16 protein-coding genes and 1 pseudogene are annotated in these 21,072 nt (G+C 59.2%); 7 read left to right on the plus strand and 10 right to left on the minus strand.

The window, feature by feature from the left end; translation table 11 throughout:
• Positions 1-121 precede the first annotated feature (121 nt).
• From VSP_RS39570 to VSP_RS16425, 5 genes are all read right to left on the minus strand, one after another.
• Positions 122-2,512 (minus strand): ATP-binding protein, encoded by a 2,391-nt coding sequence (locus VSP_RS39570; protein WP_009962021.1) that lies wholly within the window; start codon positions 2,510-2,512, stop codon positions 122-124.
• Positions 2,509-3,978 carry an ATPase domain-containing protein gene (locus VSP_RS16410; protein WP_009962022.1) on the minus strand — a complete coding sequence of 490 codons (1,470 nt, stop codon included), beginning with the start codon at positions 3,976-3,978 and terminating at the stop codon, positions 2,509-2,511. The genes VSP_RS39570 and VSP_RS16410 overlap by 4 nt, the downstream gene beginning before the upstream one ends.
• 465 nt (positions 3,979-4,443) lie before the next feature.
• The gene (locus VSP_RS16415) at positions 4,444-4,659 is read right to left on the minus strand and encodes a hypothetical protein (protein ID WP_009962023.1); all 216 of its coding nucleotides are present in this window, start codon (positions 4,657-4,659) and stop codon (positions 4,444-4,446) included.
• A gap of 139 nt (positions 4,660-4,798) precedes the next feature.
• A complete protein-coding gene (locus tag VSP_RS16420) occupies positions 4,799-5,041 on the minus strand; it encodes a hypothetical protein (protein ID WP_009962024.1) in 243 nt (80 codons plus the stop codon).
• Positions 5,042-5,167: 126 nt separating this feature from the next.
• Positions 5,168-6,031, minus strand: a complete 864-nt coding sequence (locus VSP_RS16425) for a GNAT family N-acetyltransferase (RefSeq protein WP_009962026.1) — start codon at positions 6,029-6,031, stop codon at positions 5,168-5,170.
• Between the two features lie 156 nt (positions 6,032-6,187).
• On the opposite strand from VSP_RS16425, the gene VSP_RS16430 reads away from it, so the two are divergent.
• Positions 6,188-6,709, plus strand: coding sequence for a DUF3592 domain-containing protein (locus tag VSP_RS16430; protein ID WP_009962028.1), 522 nt, complete (start codon positions 6,188-6,190; stop codon positions 6,707-6,709).
• Between the two features lie 366 nt (positions 6,710-7,075).
• Here VSP_RS16430 and VSP_RS16440 read toward each other — a convergent pair whose 3' ends face one another.
• Positions 7,076-7,273 (minus strand): hypothetical protein, encoded by a 198-nt coding sequence (locus VSP_RS16440; protein WP_009962030.1) that lies wholly within the window; start codon positions 7,271-7,273, stop codon positions 7,076-7,078.
• Positions 7,274-7,515: 242 nt separating this feature from the next.
• Between VSP_RS16440 and VSP_RS35820 the strand changes: the two genes are divergently transcribed.
• Entirely contained in the window at positions 7,516-8,571 is a 1,056-nt protein-coding gene (locus VSP_RS35820) for a transposase (RefSeq protein ID WP_009962031.1), read from the plus strand.
• Between the two features lie 913 nt (positions 8,572-9,484).
• On the opposite strand, the gene VSP_RS16455 is transcribed toward VSP_RS35820, so the two are convergent.
• Positions 9,485-9,682: a hypothetical protein gene (locus tag VSP_RS16455; protein WP_009962030.1), complete on the minus strand. Its 198-nt coding sequence runs from the start codon at positions 9,680-9,682 to the stop codon at positions 9,485-9,487.
• Between the two features lie 348 nt (positions 9,683-10,030).
• Here VSP_RS16455 and VSP_RS35825 point away from each other — a divergent pair, with 348 nt between their 5' ends.
• Positions 10,031-11,086 (plus strand): transposase, encoded by a 1,056-nt coding sequence (locus VSP_RS35825; protein ID WP_009962032.1) that lies wholly within the window; start codon positions 10,031-10,033, stop codon positions 11,084-11,086.
• Between the two features lie 323 nt (positions 11,087-11,409).
• On the opposite strand, the gene VSP_RS16465 is transcribed toward VSP_RS35825, so the two are convergent.
• From VSP_RS16465 to VSP_RS43985, 3 genes and pseudogenes are all read right to left on the minus strand, one after another.
• Positions 11,410-12,303 (minus strand): hypothetical protein, encoded by an 894-nt coding sequence (locus tag VSP_RS16465; RefSeq protein WP_156346477.1) that lies wholly within the window; start codon positions 12,301-12,303, stop codon positions 11,410-11,412.
• Positions 12,304-12,879: 576 nt separating this feature from the next.
• Positions 12,880-15,168, minus strand: coding sequence for a DEAD/DEAH box helicase (locus tag VSP_RS35830; protein ID WP_232289575.1), 2,289 nt, complete (start codon positions 15,166-15,168; stop codon positions 12,880-12,882).
• A 753-nt stretch (positions 15,169-15,921) separates the two neighbouring features.
• Positions 15,922-16,167, minus strand: a pseudogene (locus VSP_RS43985) (hypothetical protein); the annotation flags it as partial.
• 60 nt (positions 16,168-16,227) lie between these two features.
• Between VSP_RS43985 and VSP_RS16480 the strand changes: the two are divergent.
• From VSP_RS16480 to VSP_RS16495, 4 genes are all read left to right on the plus strand, one after another.
• Entirely contained in the window at positions 16,228-17,004 is a 777-nt protein-coding gene (locus tag VSP_RS16480) for a ParA family protein (protein ID WP_029190507.1), read from the plus strand.
• Between the two features lie 153 nt (positions 17,005-17,157).
• Positions 17,158-17,691 (plus strand): sigma-70 family RNA polymerase sigma factor, encoded by a 534-nt coding sequence (locus tag VSP_RS16485; protein WP_009962042.1) that lies wholly within the window; start codon positions 17,158-17,160, stop codon positions 17,689-17,691.
• A complete protein-coding gene (locus tag VSP_RS35835) occupies positions 17,688-19,373 on the plus strand; it encodes a LamG-like jellyroll fold domain-containing protein (RefSeq protein WP_009962043.1) in 1,686 nt (561 codons plus the stop codon). Before VSP_RS16485 ends, VSP_RS35835 begins: the two co-directional genes overlap by 4 nt.
• 878 nt (positions 19,374-20,251) lie before the next feature.
• Positions 20,252-20,893 carry an NUDIX domain-containing protein gene (locus tag VSP_RS16495; RefSeq protein WP_009962044.1) on the plus strand — a complete coding sequence of 214 codons (642 nt, stop codon included), beginning with the start codon at positions 20,252-20,254 and terminating at the stop codon, positions 20,891-20,893.
• Positions 20,894-21,072 lie beyond the last annotated feature (179 nt).

A 21,072-nucleotide genomic window follows, 5' to 3' on the forward strand; every position in this document is an offset into this window, starting at 1 on the left:
CGACAGAGCGTTAGTCAGGGGTGGGGGCATGGTCACACTTGGAATGTCGATCTTCTCGCCTCTCAGCCCGGACTCCACCTGGGCTGTAGGGCGACCGCTTCGGTTGCCTCATTGCCCCTCCTCACACCGCATGCTTCCCATTTCGCTGTCTCCTCGCCTCACCAAGAAGAGCCCGCAGTTCTGCGATTCCCACCGGCTTCACCAAGTGATGGTCGAAACCGGCGTCATGTGAGCGCTGCCGGTCTTCCTCCTGACCATAGCCTGTGACCGCGATGATCAGGGCATTGCGGCACCCCTCAAGATCGCGCAAGCGCCGCGCCACCTCATAGCCATCCATGCCGGGGAGACCGATATCGAGCACCACCGTATGGGGCACCCATTTTTTCGCTATCACCAGTGCTTGGTTCCCATCATGGGCCACCGTGGTCTCGTGACCGGCCCGTTCCAGCAACCGGGCCAGCCCCTGCGCAGAGTGGACGTTGTCATCCACCACGAGGATGCGCTGTGCTGGAGACTCCGCAGTCGCAGGAGCTGGCTGCTTCTCGCCCGCCGGGGCGGGAGGATCCGCCAACGGCAGGTGCACGGTGAAGGTGCTGCCCTGTTGGGGGCCGGGGCTGACGGCTTCCACGCGACCACCATGCATCTCAGCGATCTTCTGGACAATGGTAAGCCCGATGCCGAGGCCGCCTTCACTTCGGGCAATGGAACGCTCCCCCTGGGTGAAGAGCTGGAACATCTCAGGCAGTCTCTCGGGCACAATGCCGGTGCCATTGTCGCAGACCTGGATGACGACCTCTCCTTCCTGCCGCCGGGCCGCGAGTTCGATCTGTCCGCCGTTGGGTGTGTACTTGGCGGCGTTGGTCAGGAGGTTCAGCACCACTTGTTCGATGCGGGTGGCATCCGCCTCCAGCCAGAGTTCGCCCTGGAGGTAGCGTCTCCTGAGCCGATGCCCCCGGTCGATCATCAAAGGACCGGCGGTCTCACAGGCATGGTCCAGAACGATGGCAGCGTCGATGACTTCCTTCCTCAGATGGATCTTGCCTGTGGTGATGCGTGAGACATCCAACAGATCATCGATGAGGTGGGCAAGTTGCCGGGTCTGCCGGTCAATCACGCCAGCGGCCCAATGAAGGTCTTCCATTTCGGAAGCGTCATTGACCAGCATGGCCGCATGGGAGACGGCGGCTAGGGGGTTGCGCAGTTCGTGGGAGAGCATCGCCAGGAACTCGTCCTTCTTCCGGTCCGCTTCTCGCAGGGCCTGCGTCTGCTGGAGGAGGGCCACCTCGGCGTCTTTCCTCGCCGTGATGTCCATCACCGTGCCAATCATGCGCGGGAATCGCCCGATCGCCTCATGGTAGAGGCCGCCGTGGATGGCGATCCAGTGAACGCTGCTGTCAGGCCAGATCACGCGGCACTCCAAGCGCCATGATTCATTGCTCGCGATGGCGGCGGAAAATTTCCTCGATACCTCCTCGCGATCATCCGGATGCACGTGCTCGAGAAAGGTCTCCAGTCCCCACTCTCTGACCGGCTTCGTGTAACCAAAGACCTGGTCATGCCGCAAGGAACGGTGCGAGGTGTTGTTGGCCAGGTTTAGATCCCAGTCGCCCATCTGCGCAGCGTTGAGGGCGAACTCCAGCCGAGCCTTGCTTTCCCGCAGCTCATTCTGCGCGTGGCGACGCTCCGTGACATCGGAGATGAAGACGGAGATGCCGCGTGAGGAGGGGTAAATTCTCACCTCCAGCCAGCGGTTGAGCGTGGCGTGATATTGCTCGAAGTCGAGATTCTGCTGCTGCACCATCGCCCGCTGCACCGCCTCGTAGATGGGCAGCTCCCGGGCTTCAGGAAATACCTCCCAGATGCACCGGCCGATAAGCTCCTCCTTCTTTCGCCCGGCCAGCACCTCCCCTTTTTCATTGAGAAAGGTGCAGCGCCAGGCGGAGTCAAAGGTGACGAACGCATCACTGATGCTGGCAACCACTGCCTGGCGTTCCTCCAGCAGGTCCCTCACCTGGTATTGGCGCAGGCGGGAACGCAGGGCCACTTTGCAGCTGTTGACCAGGGTGGTGGGTCGCACTGGACGCTCCATGATGGAGACGTTGCCCACTGGGCCCAGCAGATCCAGATAGCGCTGGCGGTAGCGCGTTGCCTCCCCGTTTCCGGTCAGGATGAGGATTGGCAGGTCAGACCAGGACGGTTGGGTGTGAAGTTCCTGCACCAGCAGGTTCACGCAATCCGTGTGAAGCGCTTCTTCCGCCACGAGCACGGCCGCACATCCAGCTCGCATCGCTTCAGTCAGCCCTCCCATGGTGTAGCAGATGAAGGCGTCCAGTCCGGCAGCGGAAAGGAAACCCGCAGTGAGCCGAGCATCGTTGCTGGTGGGTGCCAGCAGGAGGATACGGTTCGCCGCGATCGCCGCGGGCACGGTTGGCACCGCCGATGGCAGCATGTGAGGAGGATCCGTGCCGCCGCTGCTGGCGGAGAGGGGCTCCCCGTGGGTGGTGTCACTCATGGTTGGAGCAGGGGGCTGTCGGTTTCCTCAATCTCCGCCCCATTCAGAAACTCCGGCACGCCCGTGAGGACCCCCTGCATGTTGTACAATGGCTGCCCCACGGTGATCCCCTCGGCGGTGATGCGCATCTCGCGGATGGTCCGCTCATGCGTGCCGCTGCGCTTCTTGATCACGGACACCGCCTGTTTTACCCGCCCATACGCCTCGAAGAACCGGAGCAGCAGCACCGTGTCCGCCAGGTAGGTGAGATCCACGGCAGATTTCATCGAACCAATCAGCCCCTGCTGGGCCAGCACCATGATGGTCACCACCCCCAGCTGGTTCAGGAAGGCCAGCAGCTCATGCAACTGGAGGTTGAGGTGACGCTCCGCAGGCATGGCATTGATGTAGCCATTGATGCTGTCGATCACAATCAGACGCACGCCATCACGGGTAACCGCCTCGCGGATGCGGTGGCCCATCTCCCCAGGGGAAATCTCCGCTGGGTCCACCGACACGATTTCGACCATGCCCCGTTCGATATGCGGTTCCAGGGCCATCCCCAATTGCGAAGCCCGGTTCAGCAGAGTGCCCCGGGTCTCATCAAAGATGAAGAGCATGGCCTTTTCCCCACGTTCGGCGGATGCGAGCGCAAACTTGATGGCCATGGTGGACTTCCCCGTCCCGGGTGGTCCCATGAGCATCGTGCTGGTGCCGCGCCCCAGGCCACCGCCCAGCAGGGCATCCAGCTCTTTGATGCCGCTGGGGAAATCTCCCCGCTCAAAATCATGGTGCGTGCCGTCGGCGATCAAGCGAGGAAAGACGATCATGCCCCCGCGGCGCAGCACCAAATCATGACTGCCTTCCAGGTACTTGGACCCACGGATCTTCAGAACCGTGAGCTGTCGCCGTGTGACACCGTAACTGGGGGAGGAGGCCTCGATGCTGATCACCCCGTGGGCCACACTCTCCACTTGCAGATCCTGGGTGCCTGAAGTGCGGTCATCCAGCAGAAGCACCGTGCACTGGCGCCCTGCGAAGTAGCTCTTAAGCTGTAGGATCTGCCTCCGGTACCGGAGCGGCGTCTCCGCCAGCATGCGCATTTCAGACAGGGAGTCAAAGACCACACGGGCAGGTCCGATCCGTTCCACCTCCTCAATCAAGGCCCCAATCGTCCGGTTGAGCTCCACTTCAGAGGGATGAAAGAAGGTGCTCTCACTGTCACCACGGATCTTCTCCTCGATCGAGGACAACTCATAGAGGTTCACGGCGGAAAGGTCCCACCCGTGAGATTCTGCAACAGCCAGGATCTCGTTCTTCGTCTCAGAGAGGCTGATGTACAGCACCTTCTCACCCTGGTTGGCCCCCTTCATGAGGAACTGCAGGGCAAGTGTGGTTTTTCCCACGCCGGGGTCACCTTTTACCAAATACAGGCGGTGGGATGGCAACCCGCCGCAGAGGACCACGTCGAGGCCCTCCACGCCCATTTCGCAACGTCTGGCAGATGTTGCAGGAGAACATGTGGGATCATTGTGCGTTGGATGGGTCATGGGAGTCGGTGGTTGTGAGGATGGATCGACCTCCGGGGAGGGGTATGGAGCCCCAGTACAGGGCAGGACTTCCATGGCCTGCACTCTAGCTTCTGGCATATGGTGCGCGCCGTTCAACGCAGCCGTTGGGACGGGTCAACAAGTCGCAAGTGCGCGGGCACCTAAAGGTGCGGGAGGTCAGGAGGGGATAGAAGGCGCTGCCTTGGTGATATCCGGTGGATGGAGAGGTTGTTCATACCGTGGACTTTGTATTTCCTGAATCGTGCCTTTCCGGGCAGTGGTCGTATGCACACAACCTGAATTGCGGATAGTCCCGACTCCCGCAGCCGTTGATTTCGCATGCCAACGGAGGGGTTTGGTGAGGCCCTTGGTCTTAAGGTTGCCCAGGATTCTGGGCGGAAACTAGCCGTTGACCTCGTCGCCGAGACCCAAGGCATTCACCACGCTTTCAGCCGCTGCCACCGTGTCACACTCCTGCCAGAGCAGCACATCTGAGGTCTCAAAACTCGTCCGCCCATCCGCAGAATAGAAGGTAAGCTCACCCCGGGTGTTTGTACCCTTGCGACCCTTGAATATCACAGGACCCTTCGAATTGGTGACAACCAGTATGACCTTCATGACAGGTGGAGCCCGTAGCATAAATCATAATTGGTTGCACGTGAAAATTAAATACAACCGAATTACCGCCCTTCAAGTCTGCCACGAGGCCGCATGGGCGGAGTCGGTACGAATGCCAATCTCCGCTACGGAGGCCTGTTCACTCTGGGGGCTTTGGCTCTGCATAACCGGGGAGGGGCCGCAGCTTGCTCCAAGTCGGGCCCATTCCACCCAAGGGGGGTTTGGTCAGATCCGTGTCCCAGCACAACACCTCCGTCTTGGCGAAGCTCTTCAGGATCGTGTCATTCTCCTTGAACAGGAGTTCCGGCCCGTGGGGATCCACGGTCTCAGCCGTAAATTCGTGATATCCACCGTCGAATGCCACCACCACAAAACGAGCCATGCTGGTAATTATTACTTATGGGGGATAATGGACAAGCTATGATGGAACACCTTAGGAATCAATAAAGTTTGTGCTTAGCGATACCCACTCAACAAAGAGTAGTACTTAAGTGCTTCTTCAAGTTCGTCAACCGAGTTCGAAGGTAGTGACACCAAATATGCCCCCAAGATCCACCAAAGGTGGATCTCCAGTGTACATCCGGGCCGTTTCGAAGGTCACCTGCATGCCTGCTTCCTCCGCCAGGGCGACGGCGGCCGGGTTCACCTCAGGCACATCCAGCATGACGGGCCCGGTTGAATTCCGCTGGCTGGCCAAACTCAGCAGGAGCAGTTTCGCGATCTCCCCACTGTCAGCGAAGAGGGGTCCCACCTTGTGCCCCTCACGACATCGCCGAAGCACCCCCAAGCCGCGTAGGCCTTCGCGTCCCAGCGCTGTCAGCGCCACTGCGTCTGGTTGTCGAATCCATGCGCGCAGGAACGCCTGACGCTCTGACGGGAAGAACCGGCGATCATAGGCCACCAGATCTGCGAAGGGCACGTCAGCCGCCGGCATCAGCCGGATGTCGTCGGGCAAGGTGCCCGGAGAGGGGAGGTCGGAGGCCGTATAGCGGACGTTTCGATAGGCCAGCTTGAATCCCGACTTGGCGTACGTATCCTGCATCGCCACCACCCCATCCAGCCCGATGTTGGTTCCGCGCAATCGCTGCATGGCCTTTCGCCATAAGGCTCGGCCGATGCCGCAGCCGCGGTACTCCCGCTCCACAATGTACAGGCCGATGAAACCGAAACCACCCGGGTAGGAGACAGCGGAGATGCACCCCACCGGCTCGCCTTCCAGCTCCGCCATGAGAAAGCCCTCGGGATCGGCAGCCAGGAAGGTTGCCGCATCCTGCAGACCAGGATTCCAGCCCTCGGCGGCGGCCAGTTGGATCGCGTACGGCACCTGAGACGGGCTCATGGTCACGATGGCGACAGACTTGGTGTGCGACATGGGGGAACGACAATGTTGGGCGTTCGCGGGAGGTTTCGCCGTACTGTATCCCAATGCTGCCCGTATCGCGAGCGGGAAAATGCCCAGCGTCTGCATCAGCACCGTCGCATCTGTCACACCATTTGACCATCACCGACTCCACTCCAGAGTGGCGGGGTGAGGAAACTCTTCTCGTGGATCGGCCTGATCATCTTCGGCCCCTTGTTGGTCATGCTGCTGTTCATGATGCCCCTGGACTTCGTCGTCTCCAGCTGGCATCTCTACCGGGCGCGCGAGGGCCTCACCCACGGGAAGGTGGTCTCATCTGAGAAGGTCAGCCATCACGGCAACTCCCGCTCGGACATTCGCTACCGCTATGAGGTGCAGGGCCGCGTCTATGAATCGGATCGCGTCCGGGCCGGATGGTTCAGCCGTCACGGCTATGAATCAGGGGCAGGGGAGCTGGGCGGCGCGCTTCGTCCGGGGGATACGATCCCGATCTACTATGACTCGCACCATCCCGAGTTCGCCCTGGTGGAATACGGCTGGCCCAAGTGGAGCATCGCCTTCTCCCTGTGCGTCTGGGGCGTGCTCTGGAGGAACTACGTCCGGCCAGACTCACCTCAGCGCGTTCAAGGGAAGCTACAGTCCAGGGCTTGGGGAGACAACTTCTCGGCTATGGGGTTGGCACCGGAATGACTGTCTTGGGATTCTGCCTGTTCGCCATTCGTCCTTCCACCGTGGAGTTACAGGATGTCCCCTGGCTGGTGATCTCGGGGTGCGCCATCAGTCTCTTCGCCATGGCATATGGCTGGTTTCGCTACCTGAGGCGTCAGAGCGTCATAGTCCGCCAAGCCCCGTAGTATATTGAGGTGAAGTTCCAGGGCGGGACCATCAAGCTGACCTTAAGCGTCAGGCATGTCGAAGAGCCGTCTGACCCTGCTCGCGGGTACATCGGGGGCCTTCAGGATGAACGAATCCAACTCTCCATTCGATTCACGGCAGAAGTGCCCCCTTCGCAAGAGAGTTTGAAGTTCCCGATGCCGGGCACCCGCTGGTTTAGCGTCATCCACCCAGCGCCTCAGCCTGCTCGATGGCTTCTTCTTCTGTCTCAAAGCCTTCGTACACCAATACATCACGCACGGGAAACGCTTTCCGCCCATCTTCGCAGTAGAACACAAGCTCCCCGATTGTTTGGACAAACTTGAGCGCCTTCAGAACCTCAACACCGCGTGTGTTACTTGCAACCACAAAAAATTTCATCTATGAGACCATGTACACCGGGAGTGGGTATTCAAGGTCCGACTTTTCATAAATTGCTCCAGAGAGCCACCGTTGTCAGCGGGCACTCAAAACCGGCCACTCTGAGGTTGAGTTAGCGCACCGGGCGGCGGCAGCCGCACAGGTGCGCGATGCCGATCACGACAAGACTGCCGATCACGACAAGACAGGCTATTACAAGAAAAGACAGTTGACTGCCCACTATTTTAGGTCGATGGGCCGCCATGGCCTCGCCTCGATACTTTGCCGATCCGCTGGTTCCGGTTGCCTACTACCACTGCATCTCGAGAGTGGTGGAGAGGCGCTTGGCGTTTGGGCCGGAGGAGAAGGAGCAGTTTGTGCGGCTCATGCGCTCGTATGAAGGCTTTTGCCAGGTGCGGGTGCTCTCTTACTGCGTGATGTCCAACCACTTCCACATCATGGTGGAAGTCAGGAAGCGGCCTGAAGGGGAGGTGTATTCGGACGCTTGGCTGCTCAAGCAGGCGGCGTTGATCTACTCCAAGCCAGCAGTGCGAATGCTCAAGGAAGCGCTGGAAACCTTTCGCAGCCAGGGGCATGACGCGGCGGCCGAGGAACTCAAAGAGAAATACCTGGGCCGGATGTGGGATGTGAGCCAGTTCATGAAGGAACTCAAGCAACGCTTCAGTTTGTGGTTCAACAAGAGGGAGAACCGCAAGGGGACTCTCTGGGAGGAGCGGTTCACCAGTGTGTTGCTGGAAGGTGAGTTGGCGACACTCTCGGTGATGAGTGCCTACATCGATCTTAATCCGGTGAGGGCGGGGCTGGTGGAGGATCCCAAAGACTACCGCTGGTGCAGCTATGCGGAGGCGGTGGCGGGTGGACGCAAGGCGTTGTCAGCCGTGTACACGATCACGAACGAGCATCGAGCGCATGAGCGGAACCAGCAGGGGGGCTCGCAGCGGATTCCCGGTGCGGCCAAGATCCTTTCCGGCTACCGGGTATGGCTCTTTGGCCAGGGGGAGGAGGTTCGAGACGGTCACGGTTCGGATAGCCAGGTGCTGCGCAAGGGAATGAAACGCGAGACGGTAGAGCAGGTGCGCGCCGAAGATGGCAAGCTAACGCTGGTGGAGACGCTACGGCACCGGGTGACTTATTTCACGATGGGTGTGGCCTTGGGAAGCCGGGGTTTTGTAGATGCGTTCTTTGAGGCGCGGAGGGAACAGTTTGATGCCCGCCGCAAACGAGGTGCCCGGCCCATGAGGGGCGGAAGTTTCGCGGGGATGTTCGCCTTTCGAGCGCCGAGAGTCGGCGTGGTCTGAGGACGACAGGGGCTACCGAAAGGGAAGGGAGTAAGCTTTCATAAAAATGGGACCCTGGGGGGTATTGGGCTCCAGGTGGCCTGTGGGTAGTGTCCGAAGACGAATCCTGGTTTGCTCTCCGGAACCCGGTGTGTAGGTCCGCTGACGGGCTGTGCATTGCGGAGAAGATCCCAGTCGCGCCTCAAATGATGGCATGAATTGCAATTTTCTTTCCTGGCCTTTGTATAGCCTGTCTCTTCGCACTATGAATCGGATCGCGTACGGGCCGGATGGTTCAGCCATCACGGCTATGAATCAGGGGCAGGGGAGCTGGGCGGCGCGCTTCGTCCGGGGGATACGATCCCGATCTACTATGACTCGCACCATCCCGAGTTCGCCCTGGTGGAATACGGCTGGCCCAAGTGGAGCATCGCCTTCTCCCTGTGCGTCTGGGGCGTGCTCTGGAGGAACTACGTCCGGCCAGATTCACCTCAGCGCGTTCGAGGGAAGCTACAGTCCAGGGCTTGGGGGAGACAACTTCTCGGCTATGGGGTTGGCACCGGAATGACTGTCTTGGGATTCTGCCTGTTCGCCATTCGTCCTTCCACCGTGGAGTTACAGGATGTCCCCTGGCTGGTGATCTCGGGGTGCGCCATCAGTCTCTTCGCCATGGCATATGGCTGGTTTCGCTACCTGAGGCGTCAGAGCGTCATAGTCCGCCAAGCCCCGTAGTATATTGAGGTGAAGTTCCAGTGCGGGACCATCAAGCTGACCTTAAGCGTCAGGCATGTCGAAGAGCCGTCTGACCCTGCTCGCGGGTACATCGGGGGCCTTCAGGATGAACGAATCCAACTCTCCATTCGATTCACGGCAGAAGTGCCCCCTTCGCAAGAGAGTTTGAAGTTCCCGATGCCGGGCACCCGCTGGTTTAGCGTCATCCACCCAGCGCCTCAGCCTGCTCGATGGCTTCTTCTTCTGTCTCAAAGCCTTCGTACACCAATACATCACGCACGGGAAACGCTTTCCGCCCATCTTCGCAGTAGAACACAAGCTCCCCGATTGTTTGGACAAACTTGAGCGCCTTCAGAACCTCAACACCGCGTGTGTTACTTGCAACCACAAAAAATTTCATCTATGAGACCATGTACACCGGGAGTGGGTATTCAAGGTCCGACTTTTCATAAATTGCTCCAGAGAGCCACCGTTGTCAGCGGGCACTTAAAACCGGCCACTCTGAGGTTGAGTTAGCGCACCGGGCGGCGGCAGCCGCACAGGTGCGCGATGAACCAACTCAACGTGAGCCTGCCGATCACGACAAGATGCCGATCACGACAAGACAGGCTATTACAAGAAAAGACAGTTGACTGCCCGCTATTTTAGGTCGATGGGCCGCCATGGCCTCGCCTCGACGATCACGACAAGACAGGCTATTACAAGAAAAGACAGTTGACTGCCCACTATTTTAGGTCGATGGGCCGCCATGGCCTCGCCTCGATACTTTGCCGATCCGCTGGTTCCGGTTGCCTACTACCACTGCATCTCGAGAGTGGTGGAGAGGCGCTTGGCGTTTGGGCCGGAGGAGAAGGAGCAGTTTGTGCGGCTCATGCGCTCGTATGAAGGCTTTTGCCAGGTGCGGGTGCTCTCTTACTGCGTGATGTCCAACCACTTCCACATCATGGTGGAAGTCAGGAAGCGGCCTGAAGGGGAGGTGTATTCGGACGCTTGGCTGCTCAAGCAGGCGGCGTTGATCTACTCCAAGCCAGCAGTGCGAATGCTCAAGGAAGCGCTGGAAACCTTTCGCAGCCAGGGGCATGACGCGGCGGCCGAGGAACTCAAAGAGAAATACCTGGGCCGGATGTGGGATGTGAGCCAGTTCATGAAGGAGCTCAAGCAACGCTTCAGTTTGTGGTTTAACAAGAGGGAGAACCGCAAGGGGACTCTCTGGGAGGAGCGGTTCACCAGTGTGCTGCTGGAAGGTGAGTTGGCGACACTCTCGGTGATGAGTGCCTACATCGATCTTAATCCGGTGAGGGCGGGGCTGGTGGAGGATCCCAAAGACTACCGCTGGTGCAGCTATGCGGGGGCGGTGGCGGGTGGACGCAAGGCGTTGTCAGCCCTGTACACGATCACGAACGAGCATCGAGCGCATGAGCGGAACCAGCAGGGGGGCTCGCAGCGGATTCCCGGTGCGGCCAAGGTCCTTTCCGGCTACCGGGTATGGCTCTTTGGCCAGGGTGAAGAGGTTCGTGACGGTCACGGTTCGGACAGCCAGGTGCTGCGCAAGGGAATGAAACGCGAGACGGTAGAGCAGGTGCGCGCCGAAGATGGCAAGCTAACGCTGGTGGAGACGCTACGGCACCGGGTGACTTATTTCACGATGGGTGTGGCCTTGGGAAGCCGGGGTTTTGTAGATGCGTTCTTTGAGGCGCGGAGGGAACAGTTTGATGCCCGCCGCAAACGAGGTGCCCGGCCCATGAGGGGCGGAAGTTTCGCGGGGATGTTCGCCTTTCGAGCGCCGAGAGTCGGCGTGGTCTGAGGACGACAGGGGCTACCGAAAGGGAAGGGAGTAAGCTTTCATAAAAATGGGACCCTGGGGGGTATTGGGCTCCAGGTGGCCTGTGGGCGTGACCCAAGACGAATCCTGATTTGCTCTCCGGAACCCGGTGTGTAGGTCCGCTGACGGGCTGTGCATTGCGGAGAAGATCCCAGGCGCGCCTCAAATGATGGCATGAATTGCAATTTCTTTCCTAGCTTTTTTGTATAGCCTGTCTCTTCGCACTTTGTCTCTTCGCACTTTGCGCTAACAGCACCGCAAGATTTGGGTAAACTCACTACAATTTCAATATTTTTACTAAGAATTTAATAAGCGTATTGAACACTCTGGATGAGGCACTCGGATGAGTCGGGTCCACGGTCTGAGACCGGCACCGTCAACGTAACAACTCCGGAGACAGCTGGCTTCTTGATTGCCGACAGAATGCCGACCAATGACTGGTCCCATAATGTAAGTTCACTCACGAGAGCAACCATCGCCTCATGGATAGCCTTGTCTGGCACGAAATTTTGATTTGTTTGAGTGTACGGTGTCCCAAAGGCTCCTACCGAGTCCATGAAGCCAAATCCTTGCTTCGACTCGAAAGCGACCAGCTTACCGCGATGGACGATTTTGGAGCGCGCGTCCATGAGCGTTTTGTACCAAGGCTTACCGCTAAGTTCAATACACTGCTGAAGCAGTTGGAGAACTTCAGCTTGTGAGCTATTGCCTAGGTAGAACTCTTTTGAACCCTTGCTCTTCAGCGCTGCCAAGTCAGCGTGATGACTCATCGAATTCACCGGCACTTTATTAAGCGCAATGGCAGCGAGAATGCAGGCCAGGACATCAATTGCTGCCACGGCAGCTGCGAAACAAGAAAATCCAAGACTCGGCATCGTACGGGGGGTGTGCGATCCGGGAATCACCATTCGCTCGTAAGCACTGGCGCTGACACTCAGAAGTGTCGCAAAGGAAGCGCACTGGTGGGTGATGAAATCAGCCTGCTTACGGTCTGTAAACACACTCCCACTGTCGAGTCCGAAAGCGAGCAGGGATGACGCGTAATAAAATGATGGCTGAGTCTCGATGGGAACCGTCCACTCCACACCATTTTCCACAACTTTTGCTCGTTCCCCAGAATCCAAAATCCTCATCCAGATATCGGGAGCCAAAAGCCGAAGTGAATGTGGGGAATAGGGATAAGGGAACTTTGTATTCATGGGCCAAGTTCATCCACAATAAAAAAACCCCAGGGTGTTAGCGCACCACCGGGGCGACAATGAAGTCTGGCTGACCACAATCAGCGTTGAATCAAAAGTATAGGCTAGGGCCACGCATGCAAGCCACAAAGTTTCAACATCTTCATTTTCCCCAGTAGATTTTATATTACGTACATTGTATATAGTTATAAGCATTCCCCAGCGACAGCCTCAAATCACCCTTAAACACACCCATTCCGCCCTCAGTTCTGACAGATTCTGGCTATAGTCGGCTATAGCCGATCACCGGCCAATTCGCAGGCGTGAGCCGCATTTTGATCACTTTGTGAGGCAGTGTTCCACGTGCAACAATCGGCATAAGCGCCTGATTTTGAGGCTTCGGGATTTCGGGATTTTGACGCCGTCCAGCGCTGGGCTCACAAAGCTTTGAGCCGCTTTGGACTGCCTTGCGTGACGCCCGTTCTCAGAATCGCGCCAGCGACTCGTGCCAATCGGCACAGGCCGAGGCCGCGCCCCGCAGTCCTGACGAAACTGCGAGACGCAACACTGAGACAATCCATCACGATGCGGTCGGCATCAGGCTCCCATGAGCATCTCTTCCAGCTCCGAATCCGATACCCCGGCCATGACGGTCGGATCGTCCTCCAAAGTCATGTCCATGATGGAACGCTTCTTCTCCTGAAGCTTGAGGATCTTCTCCTCCACCGTCCCTCTCGTCGCCAGACGGTACGCCGTCACCGGCCTGCCCTGACCGATACGGTGCGCCCGGTCGATGGCCTGGGCCTCGACGGCCGGGTTCCACCAGGGATCCACCAGGAGCACGTGATCGGCCGCCGTCAGGTTGAGGCCGTAGCCGCCGGCTTTGAGGCTGATGAGGAAAAGCTTCCGCTCGGGGTCTGATTGGAACGCTGACACTTGGCCACCACGGTCCTGAGTGCCGCCGTCCAGGTAGCTGTGAGCGATCTCCAAGCTCTGAACTTTATCACGCACAAGGCGTAACATTCCAACGAACTGACTGAATATCAATGCTTTGCCGCCTCCGTCAATGATTTCTTGCAGCAATTCTTCCAACATCGGCCATTTCCCGCCGGGTTGCCCCTTGAAATGATCTCCCAATTTGAGGAGCCGGAGGTCGTTGCAAACCTGACGCAGACGCAGGAGCACGGTGAACATGGTCATGCGCGCCGAGCCCTGCCCAGTCCGCTTGCGGGCCGAGCGGATCTCCTCACGCCCTTCCTCCAGCAGGCGCTGGTACACCTCATTCTGCTCCCGGGTGAGTTCACACCAGACTACTTTCTCGATCTTCTCTGGCAGATCCTTGGCCACCTCCCGCTTGGTACGCCGGAACAAGTACGGCCGGATGAGCCGACGCAGGCGCTCCATGATCGCGCGCGACTGGGCGGATTTCCCTTCCGCCTGGCTGAGCGGTTTCACAAAGCGGGACTGGAAGTCCTCCAGCACCGGCAGGTATCGCGGCAGCATGAAGGCGAAGATGGACCAGAGATCCTTGATGGAGTTCTCCACCGGGGTGCCCGTGAGGGCAAATCTGGCCTCTGCCTTGAGCTGGCACAGCGCCTTGGCGGCAGCCGTATCGGGGTTTCGGATATAGCTGGCCTCATCCAACACGATGACGCAAAACTTAAGATTTGCGTAATACTCTAAATCTCTGATAATCAGAGCATAGGATGTGAATACCACGTCAAAATCGGCAAGGCTCCCCAGCTTCTCTTTACGGCCCGCGTCATGAGAAACATGGGTCTTGAGCTCGGGGGTGAAACGGGCCGCTTCCTCGGACCAGTTCGACAAAAGCGAGGTGGGACAAATCACCAAGGCGGGCCCAACCGGCTCGCCCCCCTGCCCTTTTCCTCCGGCTGCGTTGACTCGGCCCCGGATGATCCGGAGTAGCGCCAGGGTCTGCACGGTCTTGCCCAATCCCATCTCATCTGCCAAGAGGCCGGCGGCTCCTGATCGAGTATGTTGCTCAAGCCATTGAACCCCTTCAAGCTGATAAGGTCGCAAGGTGTTTCCAAGTTCTGAAAGTAGCGTCTTGATCTCAGAAAGTTCCAGCGCTGCCGCTTTCTGTGGCACCGCGGATTTGCCCGTGGGGAGGAAATCACTGAGCACCCCAAGCTGACGCGACCTGACGGCGATCGTCTGGCCGCCCTGGCCAAAACGCGACTCCACATCCTGCAGGGTTTCTTCCAACTCCTCACAGCCTTCAATGTCCAGGAGGTACCGACGCCCATCCTGAGCGCGGACATCCCGCTTACCGCTGCGAATGAGGCGCAGGACCTCCTGCCGGGCAATGCGGAAACCGTCGGCAGCCTCATAGGCCACCTCCAGGCTGAGCCAGTCCATGCCCGTGCCCTGACGAGAATCACCCGCCGACGAGTCCCGGGGATCCTCCTTGGTGCGCATCTGGGGACGGATGGTCGCCAGACCGCGCGTGGCATTGCGCCAGCCATCGCCGTCCTGGATCTCGAAAAGTGATTTCAGGCGCGGCAACTCGGTGGCCACGAAACGAAGCACCTCCGACTCGCCATTGATCGCCAACACGCCTTGATGGTCCATGCGGAAGCCTGCCGACTCCAGCCGCTGCCAGGCACCCTGCTCCCGCAGCAGATTCCGATGTCGGAACCGCAGTGGATCACCTGAGGGGTCCGGGAGTGGGTAGAGGTCTGTCTCGCGCCACTCGCGACCAAAGTCCACCCCGAGGGTGATCGGATGAGAGGCGTGAGGGACAGGATGCACGGTCAAGGATGCCTCGACGCGCCGCAGAGAGCCATCAAGCCGGAGGCCAAAGACAGGGTCCGCCGGCACGACCCGCACCTTTGCCAGAGGAGCCGCAGGGCTCTCGACGTCCATGATTTCCCCCAAGGCTCCAAGGTTCGCCGCCACCCAGCGCGGGGTTCGCTCCACTTTGCGCCGCGTAAAAAGCTCGTCCAGAAATGGCCGCAAGTTATTCACATGCGGGCCATCGAGAAGCATAATCCTACCAGTGGTTGCATCGACCACTGACGAAACATTTCCCACATTATGAACGTTTAAAGCGCTGCTTAATACATGTAATGCAACGCTTTGTGATATATTAACACGTGCAATTTCATCAGTGATGTGCAAGTCATTGATAACCAGCTGTTTTAGCGATGTTCGCACGCCACCTGAAGGTTTGGCGCTCAAGGCGGGCAGGCCATTGTGGACGCGGGGATGACCCTTCAACGTTGTGAACAACTCACCAAGATCGGCCGCAGGAAGTCGAAGCGGCATGGACTGGCATTTCAGTCCTCGCGTGAAAAGCCACTGGGCGATTTCTGCCTCTTTGGTCTCGCCACCGGCCTGGAAATCGAGGAACACGGGAACGGTTCCCTTGGGCAACTGAGAGAGATGCGAGAGGGGGATGTAAATGGTGAATTTTCCCGCCGGGACCGTGTTAAGATCCAGCACGGCTTTCGGAGTCGCACTGGTGCTTTTCACGTCTGAAGCATGAGAAGGCGCGCCTCTGGAAGATGAAGATCCGACCGGAGTGGCATACCGCGATGTGCCAATGCTGGGGCGCGCCTCAGTCGCTCCGGGTCCCGAACTGGCCGATGGTCCCCCGCTGATCGCTTGAAGTGCGACAGCCAGTCCGTGAGAACAGATAAGGCCCCTCTGGGCGTCACTGCAGGCACAACGGCAGTCCACCGTCCGCGCGTCCTTCACGGTCAGGGTGGCCTTGTACCGCCGTCCCCCCTGCCCTACCAGGCCCTGATAGACCTGGCCTTGATGGGAGGCTTCCGCCACGCCACCTGTCCGCACGTATTCCCTGGCCGACTTCATTGCCTGCCAGCCACCGATTTCACCGAGCCACTTTTCCGTCACCTGCATGGGGATTTATCTTGCTGTCATGCAGGTTTGTGATGATGGAATGCGCCCGTCAAGCTGCGTATGAGGATAGTTGCGATCGCGAACCAAAAGGGAGGTGTGGGAAAGACCACCACATCTCTAAATTTGTCTGCCTGTTTGGCAGCAAGAGGGCTGCGCGTGCTGCTCATTGACCTTGACCCCCAGGCCAATACGACCAGCGGTCTGGGGATCGCTCAAGAGGAAGGGGGCAGCTTGTACCCCTGTCTGGTGAGCGACGTGAATCCCACCCAGGTGATCCGGAGCACCCGCCTGCCGAACCTTTCCATCATCCGCTCCCACCAGGAACTGGCGGGGTGCGAAGTCGAGCTGGCCCAGACGGGCCATCATCTCACGCGTCTGCGGGATGTGATGAAGCCGCTGCGCTACAGCGGCCACTTTGACTACGCCATCATGGACTGCCCTCCCTCCCTGGGCGTGCTCATGACCGGCGCTCTCGCCGCGGCCGATGAACTGCTGGTGCCGATCCAGTGCGAGTACTTCGGCCTGGAAGGTCTGTCCAAGATCGTGCAGATCGTCCAGCAGATCCGCGAAAGCGGGGCGAATCCCGCCCTGGCGCTGGAGGGCATCGTGATGACGATGTTCGACTCCCGGATGAACCTCTCCCAGCAGGTGGTCTCCGACGTGCGCAACTACTTCTCCCAGGTGGTGTACGACACCATCATCCCGCGCACGATCCGTCTGGGCGAAGCCCCGAGCTTTGGCAAGTCGATCATCGAGTACGAGCCGAATGGTCGCGGTGCCCAGGCCTACTTGTCCCTGGCCGAGGAGTTCCTGCGCCGACACGGGGATTCTCGGTAGGTCGGTGAGTGGTTAGCGGTAAGAGGTAAGTGGTGGTTGCGCGGCTGGAAATCGTCCGTCAGCGTTTACTGCTTACCTGTCACCTTTTACCATTGACCTGAGGCTTCAGCACCTTTTGCGTCCAAATCGTGCCACTCGGTGCTATCCATCCTCATGGACCCAGCCTCAGATCCCCACCGCGCTCTGGTGCCGCTGCTAATGCGGCATGAGCGGCAGATCTTTGCGTATATTTACACGCTGGTGCCGCACCGTCACGATGCGGAGGACATCCTGCAGGAGACCTGCCTGACCATCTACGACAAATTCCAGGAGTTCACGCCGGGCACGGATTTCCTGGCTTGGGCGATGCGGATCGCCTGGTGGAAGGTGCGGCAGGCCCGGCAGAAGTACGCGAGGTCGAAGGTGGTCTTTAATGACGAGGTGCTGGAGGCGGTGGCCCACACGGCGGAGACCATGCAGGAGGAAACCTCCACCATGCAGATCTGCCTGGCCCAGTGCCTGCAAAAGCTGAATGAACGGGACCGACGCATGATCCTGACCCGCTATGAACGCGGCAGCGGCGTGGAGCGGGCCGCGATGGTAAGCGGTCGGTCGCTTCAGGCGGCCTACAAGGCGCTCATGCGAATCAAACAAGTGCTGCACGATTGTGTGACGAATTCCATGTCCAAAGAGGAGGCTTTGTCATGAGCCAGGAGGAACGAGATCTGGGCCGCCTCTCCGATGAGGACACGGTGAAACTGAACTCCTGGCTCCACGATCTGGAGGAGCACCAACTCGCCGAGCCGGATCGGAAGGCGCTGGAGACGATGCTGCTGGGCAGTGAACCCGCCCGCCGCTATCTGGTGCAACGGCTGGGCATGGGGGCGGCGCTCTGCCGACTGGCGGACGAATCCCAGGAATCCGGCGATCAGGAGGGCGACTCTCCACAGGGATTGCGGGCGCATGGGACCTCCGTCCATCTGGAAGGATCGCATCGACCGGGATCTCTGAAGCGGGCGTGGCCCGCCTCCGCCAAGCTGGCTCTCGCGGCCTCGCTGGTGCTGTGTGCTTGCACTTTGGGTCTGCTCTTTCTAAGACCTGGGCTCCACCGGAATGACGGCCCCATGGTCCAGGCGGAAGTAACGGATGAAGGCTGCGCGGTGCTCGTGGATGTGGTGGGTGCACAGTGGGCCAGCGACGGCGGCGACTGGCAGGTGGGCATGTCTGTGCCAGCCGGGAAGGTCAAGTTGCAGAGTGGCCTGGCGAGGTTGGAATTCTACAGCGGCGCTTCGGTGACGCTGGAAGGTAACAGCGAGCTGGAGATTGTGTCTGTGAACGAGGCCAAGTGCCGGTTCGGCCAGATGCGGGTGCATGTGCCGCCTCATGCGCGCGGGTTCAAGCTGATGACACCCGATGCGAAGGTGGTGGACCTGGGGACTGAGTTCGGCCTGAAGGTGAGCGACTCCGGCAAATCGGATGTGCATGTCTTTGACGGTGAGGTGGAGGTGTACCCGGGCACCGGCGACGACAAGCTGAACCTCAAGACCGGAGCCCGCTGGAACGCGGAGGATGGTGCGGGGACCACAGGAGCAGACACCCAGGCCTTTGCCGACATCGCCTCACTGCATGCGCAGTCCCAGGATGCGGACGAACGCCGGACGCTGGAATGGCGGGTGGGGCTGCAAAAGTTTCTCGATGATCCCCGCTTGCTCGTGGGCTACACCTTTGAGCCGCTCAATGCGTGGGATCGAACCCTGCGAAATCAGCAGCCCGATGCACCTGAGTTCACCAACGGCTCCGTCGTAGGAGCGCAGTGGGCGCAGGGACGTTGGCGGGGCAAGCAGGCGCTGGCCTTCAAGTCCCCCGGTGACCGGGTGCGCCTGGCGGTGGCGGGGGAGTATGACGCCATCACGCTGGCGGCCTGGGTGCAGGTGGGCGGGGTGGACCGGAATTACAACAGTCTGTTCCTCACGGATACATGGACTCATGGCAACCCGCACTGGCAGATCATCCGGTCCGGGGCGGTGGCCCTGGGAGTGCACAACGGTAAAGGTTCCGGCCAGCATGTGCTCAACACCCCTGTTCTATTTGGCCCGGAGAATCTGGGCCTCTGGTTCCATGTGGCATCCACCTTCGATGTGCGCACAGGGATGCTGCGGCATTTCGTGAATGGTCGGCAAGTCGATGAAAAGAAAGAAGCCAAAGTGGATCCCTCTTCACGTATCCGCATCGGCAGTGGCGAGCTGGGCAACTGGGGTCTCCCCGAAGGCAAAACACCCCGCACCGAGGTGCGCAGTTTCAACGGCCGGATGGATGAGTTTTTGATGTTCAAGGAAGCTCTGAGCGCGAAGGAGATCGAACGGATCTTCGAGATCGGGAAGCCAAACTGAAGACCAAAGACTGGAAGACAGAAGACGAAAGACTTGAGGCTCGGGAGCGCAGATTGGCAATCTGCCGTGCCGTCGATTGTTAATCGGCAGCGTTCGTGGGCGACGGGGCGCGGAGTGCGTTTTCTCACACAAAGGTATGAAGAATAACACCACAGGACCAGGGCCGTGCGTGTCCCGACTCTTGGAGCAGGTCCGCAGCAGGGTTGGAGTACCGCTTTTAAGCGGAATCACTTCTCGCGCGTCCCATGTCGAGATTCCCATCCCCAGCGCTGCCAAGCGAACGCCAAGGGGTCAGTCGCTTCGCACCGGGAGCGCGATCAAGGGCCACTTGTAACCTGACTCCGCTTAAAAGCCAATGCCATCAGGGAAAAGCTGGTGAGGTCGATGATTCGCCTTTGGCGAACGAGCTGAGGGCTGAAAGCCCGGCATGATAGCAGCCTTGGGCAACGCCCAAGGTTGGCGTTCGTTTTAGAGGTTGAGGGCTGTAGGCCCGGGGTCATTCAGGGATGCTCGTCGTGGGCAGGATGGATGAGGCCGGGCCTTCAGCCCTCCGATTCCCTTTCAACCCCTAACCTGGGGCGCTGCCCCAGGCTGGTATGACACCGGACTGTTGGTCCTCAGTTTCATCATGCAACGGCGTTGATCGCTCTGCCCAACCTTTTCCCTGATGGCATTGGCTTAAAAACGGTACTCCAACCCTGCTGCGAAACAGTGGTTGGGACTTGGTGCCCCAGTCAAGGAGGAGTCCAAGGGGCCGGCAGGAGTGTGGCGATCGCGTCGCGCAGATTGGGCCATCTCAGTTACTTTGGCACCGGCCACTGCCCACTGAATCTGAATTCCCCTTGCTCCCTGCCCCGGGTCCGCGTAGGAACGGGCCGATGTCCGCGACTGCCTCCTCCCCCGCTCCAACGCCCGCCACTGTCGAACACGTCCTCGTGATCCCCCGCGCGCTGTTTGATGAACTGGGCGCATTTCAGGGCTTTCAGCCGGAGGTGGACCGTTACCTTGAGGCCATCCTGGCACCGGGCGCGAACTTCTTCCTTCCCCGGCCTGGCGCGGAGATGGACCCCACTCACAAGCAGATCATCCCGTACGCGATCTTCCACCATCAGGGCAAGTACCTCGTCTATACCCGGGGTGGCAAGTCGGGTGAAAAACGCCTCGTGGCAAAGCGCAGCATCGGCATCGGTGGTCACATCAACCCGCACGATGAACGGGAGGACTCCCTGGCCAAGACGACCTACCTCAACGGCGTCGAGCGCGAGATCGAAGAAGAACTGGTGCTCACGGGTAGTCATACTCAACAGGTCATCGGCCTGATCAATGACGACTCTAATGAGGTCGGCCAGGTCCACCTCGGCGTGGTGCACCTCTTTGACCTGGAGAGCGATCAAGTGACTTCCAATGAAGACGCCATCCAAGACCTGCAGTTCCTCAGTCTGGACGAGCTGGTTGCGGGGATTGAGAATCTCGAGACTTGGTCGGCGATTTGCGTGCGGCATCTGGTGACACTGCTGTGAGTTTCAGGAGTTTGTTGCATTCGCTGTCGCCAAGAGTCCACAAGTGCAGCTCGAAACGGTAGCATGGGGTGAAATATACAACCTTTGGAAGACTGGCATTGATGTCATTTTGGTGAACAACCTGCCTCCGTTGCCCGTCATTTTCTCGATAGACCGTTGAGCGAAAGGCGATACTGAGC

It is taken from the genome of Verrucomicrobium spinosum DSM 4136 = JCM 18804 (genome assembly GCF_000172155.1).
Lineage (GTDB): Bacteria > Verrucomicrobiota > Verrucomicrobiia > Verrucomicrobiales > Verrucomicrobiaceae > Verrucomicrobium > Verrucomicrobium spinosum.

Excerpts from the sequence above, each read along its gene's own strand:
- VSP_RS16440 (WP_009962030.1), bottom strand. The coding sequence starts at position 7,273 with ATGAAATTTTTTGTGGTTGCAAGTAACACACGCGGTGTTGAGGTTCTG.
- VSP_RS16480 (WP_029190507.1), top strand. The coding sequence starts at position 16,228 with ATGAGGATAGTTGCGATCGCGAACCAAAAGGGAGGTGTGGGAAAGACC.
- VSP_RS16495 (WP_009962044.1), top strand. The coding sequence starts at position 20,252 with ATGTCCGCGACTGCCTCCTCCCCCGCTCCAACGCCCGCCACTGTCGAA.
- VSP_RS35835 (WP_009962043.1), top strand. The coding sequence starts at position 17,688 with ATGAGCCAGGAGGAACGAGATCTGGGCCGCCTCTCCGATGAGGACACG.
- VSP_RS35825 (WP_009962032.1), top strand. The coding sequence starts at position 10,031 with ATGGCCTCGCCTCGATACTTTGCCGATCCGCTGGTTCCGGTTGCCTAC.
- VSP_RS16410 (WP_009962022.1), bottom strand. The coding sequence starts at position 3,978 with ATGGGCGTGGAGGGCCTCGACGTGGTCCTCTGCGGCGGGTTGCCATCC.
- VSP_RS16465 (WP_156346477.1), bottom strand. The coding sequence starts at position 12,303 with ATGAATACAAAGTTCCCTTATCCCTATTCCCCACATTCACTTCGGCTT.
- VSP_RS16455 (WP_009962030.1), bottom strand. The coding sequence starts at position 9,682 with ATGAAATTTTTTGTGGTTGCAAGTAACACACGCGGTGTTGAGGTTCTG.
- VSP_RS16415 (WP_009962023.1), bottom strand. The coding sequence starts at position 4,659 with ATGAAGGTCATACTGGTTGTCACCAATTCGAAGGGTCCTGTGATATTC.
- VSP_RS35820 (WP_009962031.1), top strand. The coding sequence starts at position 7,516 with ATGGCCTCGCCTCGATACTTTGCCGATCCGCTGGTTCCGGTTGCCTAC.
- VSP_RS16420 (WP_009962024.1), bottom strand. The coding sequence starts at position 5,041 with ATGGCTCGTTTTGTGGTGGTGGCATTCGACGGTGGATATCACGAATTT.
- VSP_RS39570 (WP_009962021.1), bottom strand. The coding sequence starts at position 2,512 with ATGAGTGACACCACCCACGGGGAGCCCCTCTCCGCCAGCAGCGGCGGC.
- VSP_RS35830 (WP_232289575.1), bottom strand. The coding sequence starts at position 15,168 with ATGGACGTCGAGAGCCCTGCGGCTCCTCTGGCAAAGGTGCGGGTCGTG.
- VSP_RS16425 (WP_009962026.1), bottom strand. The coding sequence starts at position 6,031 with ATGTCGCACACCAAGTCTGTCGCCATCGTGACCATGAGCCCGTCTCAG.
- VSP_RS16485 (WP_009962042.1), top strand. The coding sequence starts at position 17,158 with ATGGACCCAGCCTCAGATCCCCACCGCGCTCTGGTGCCGCTGCTAATG.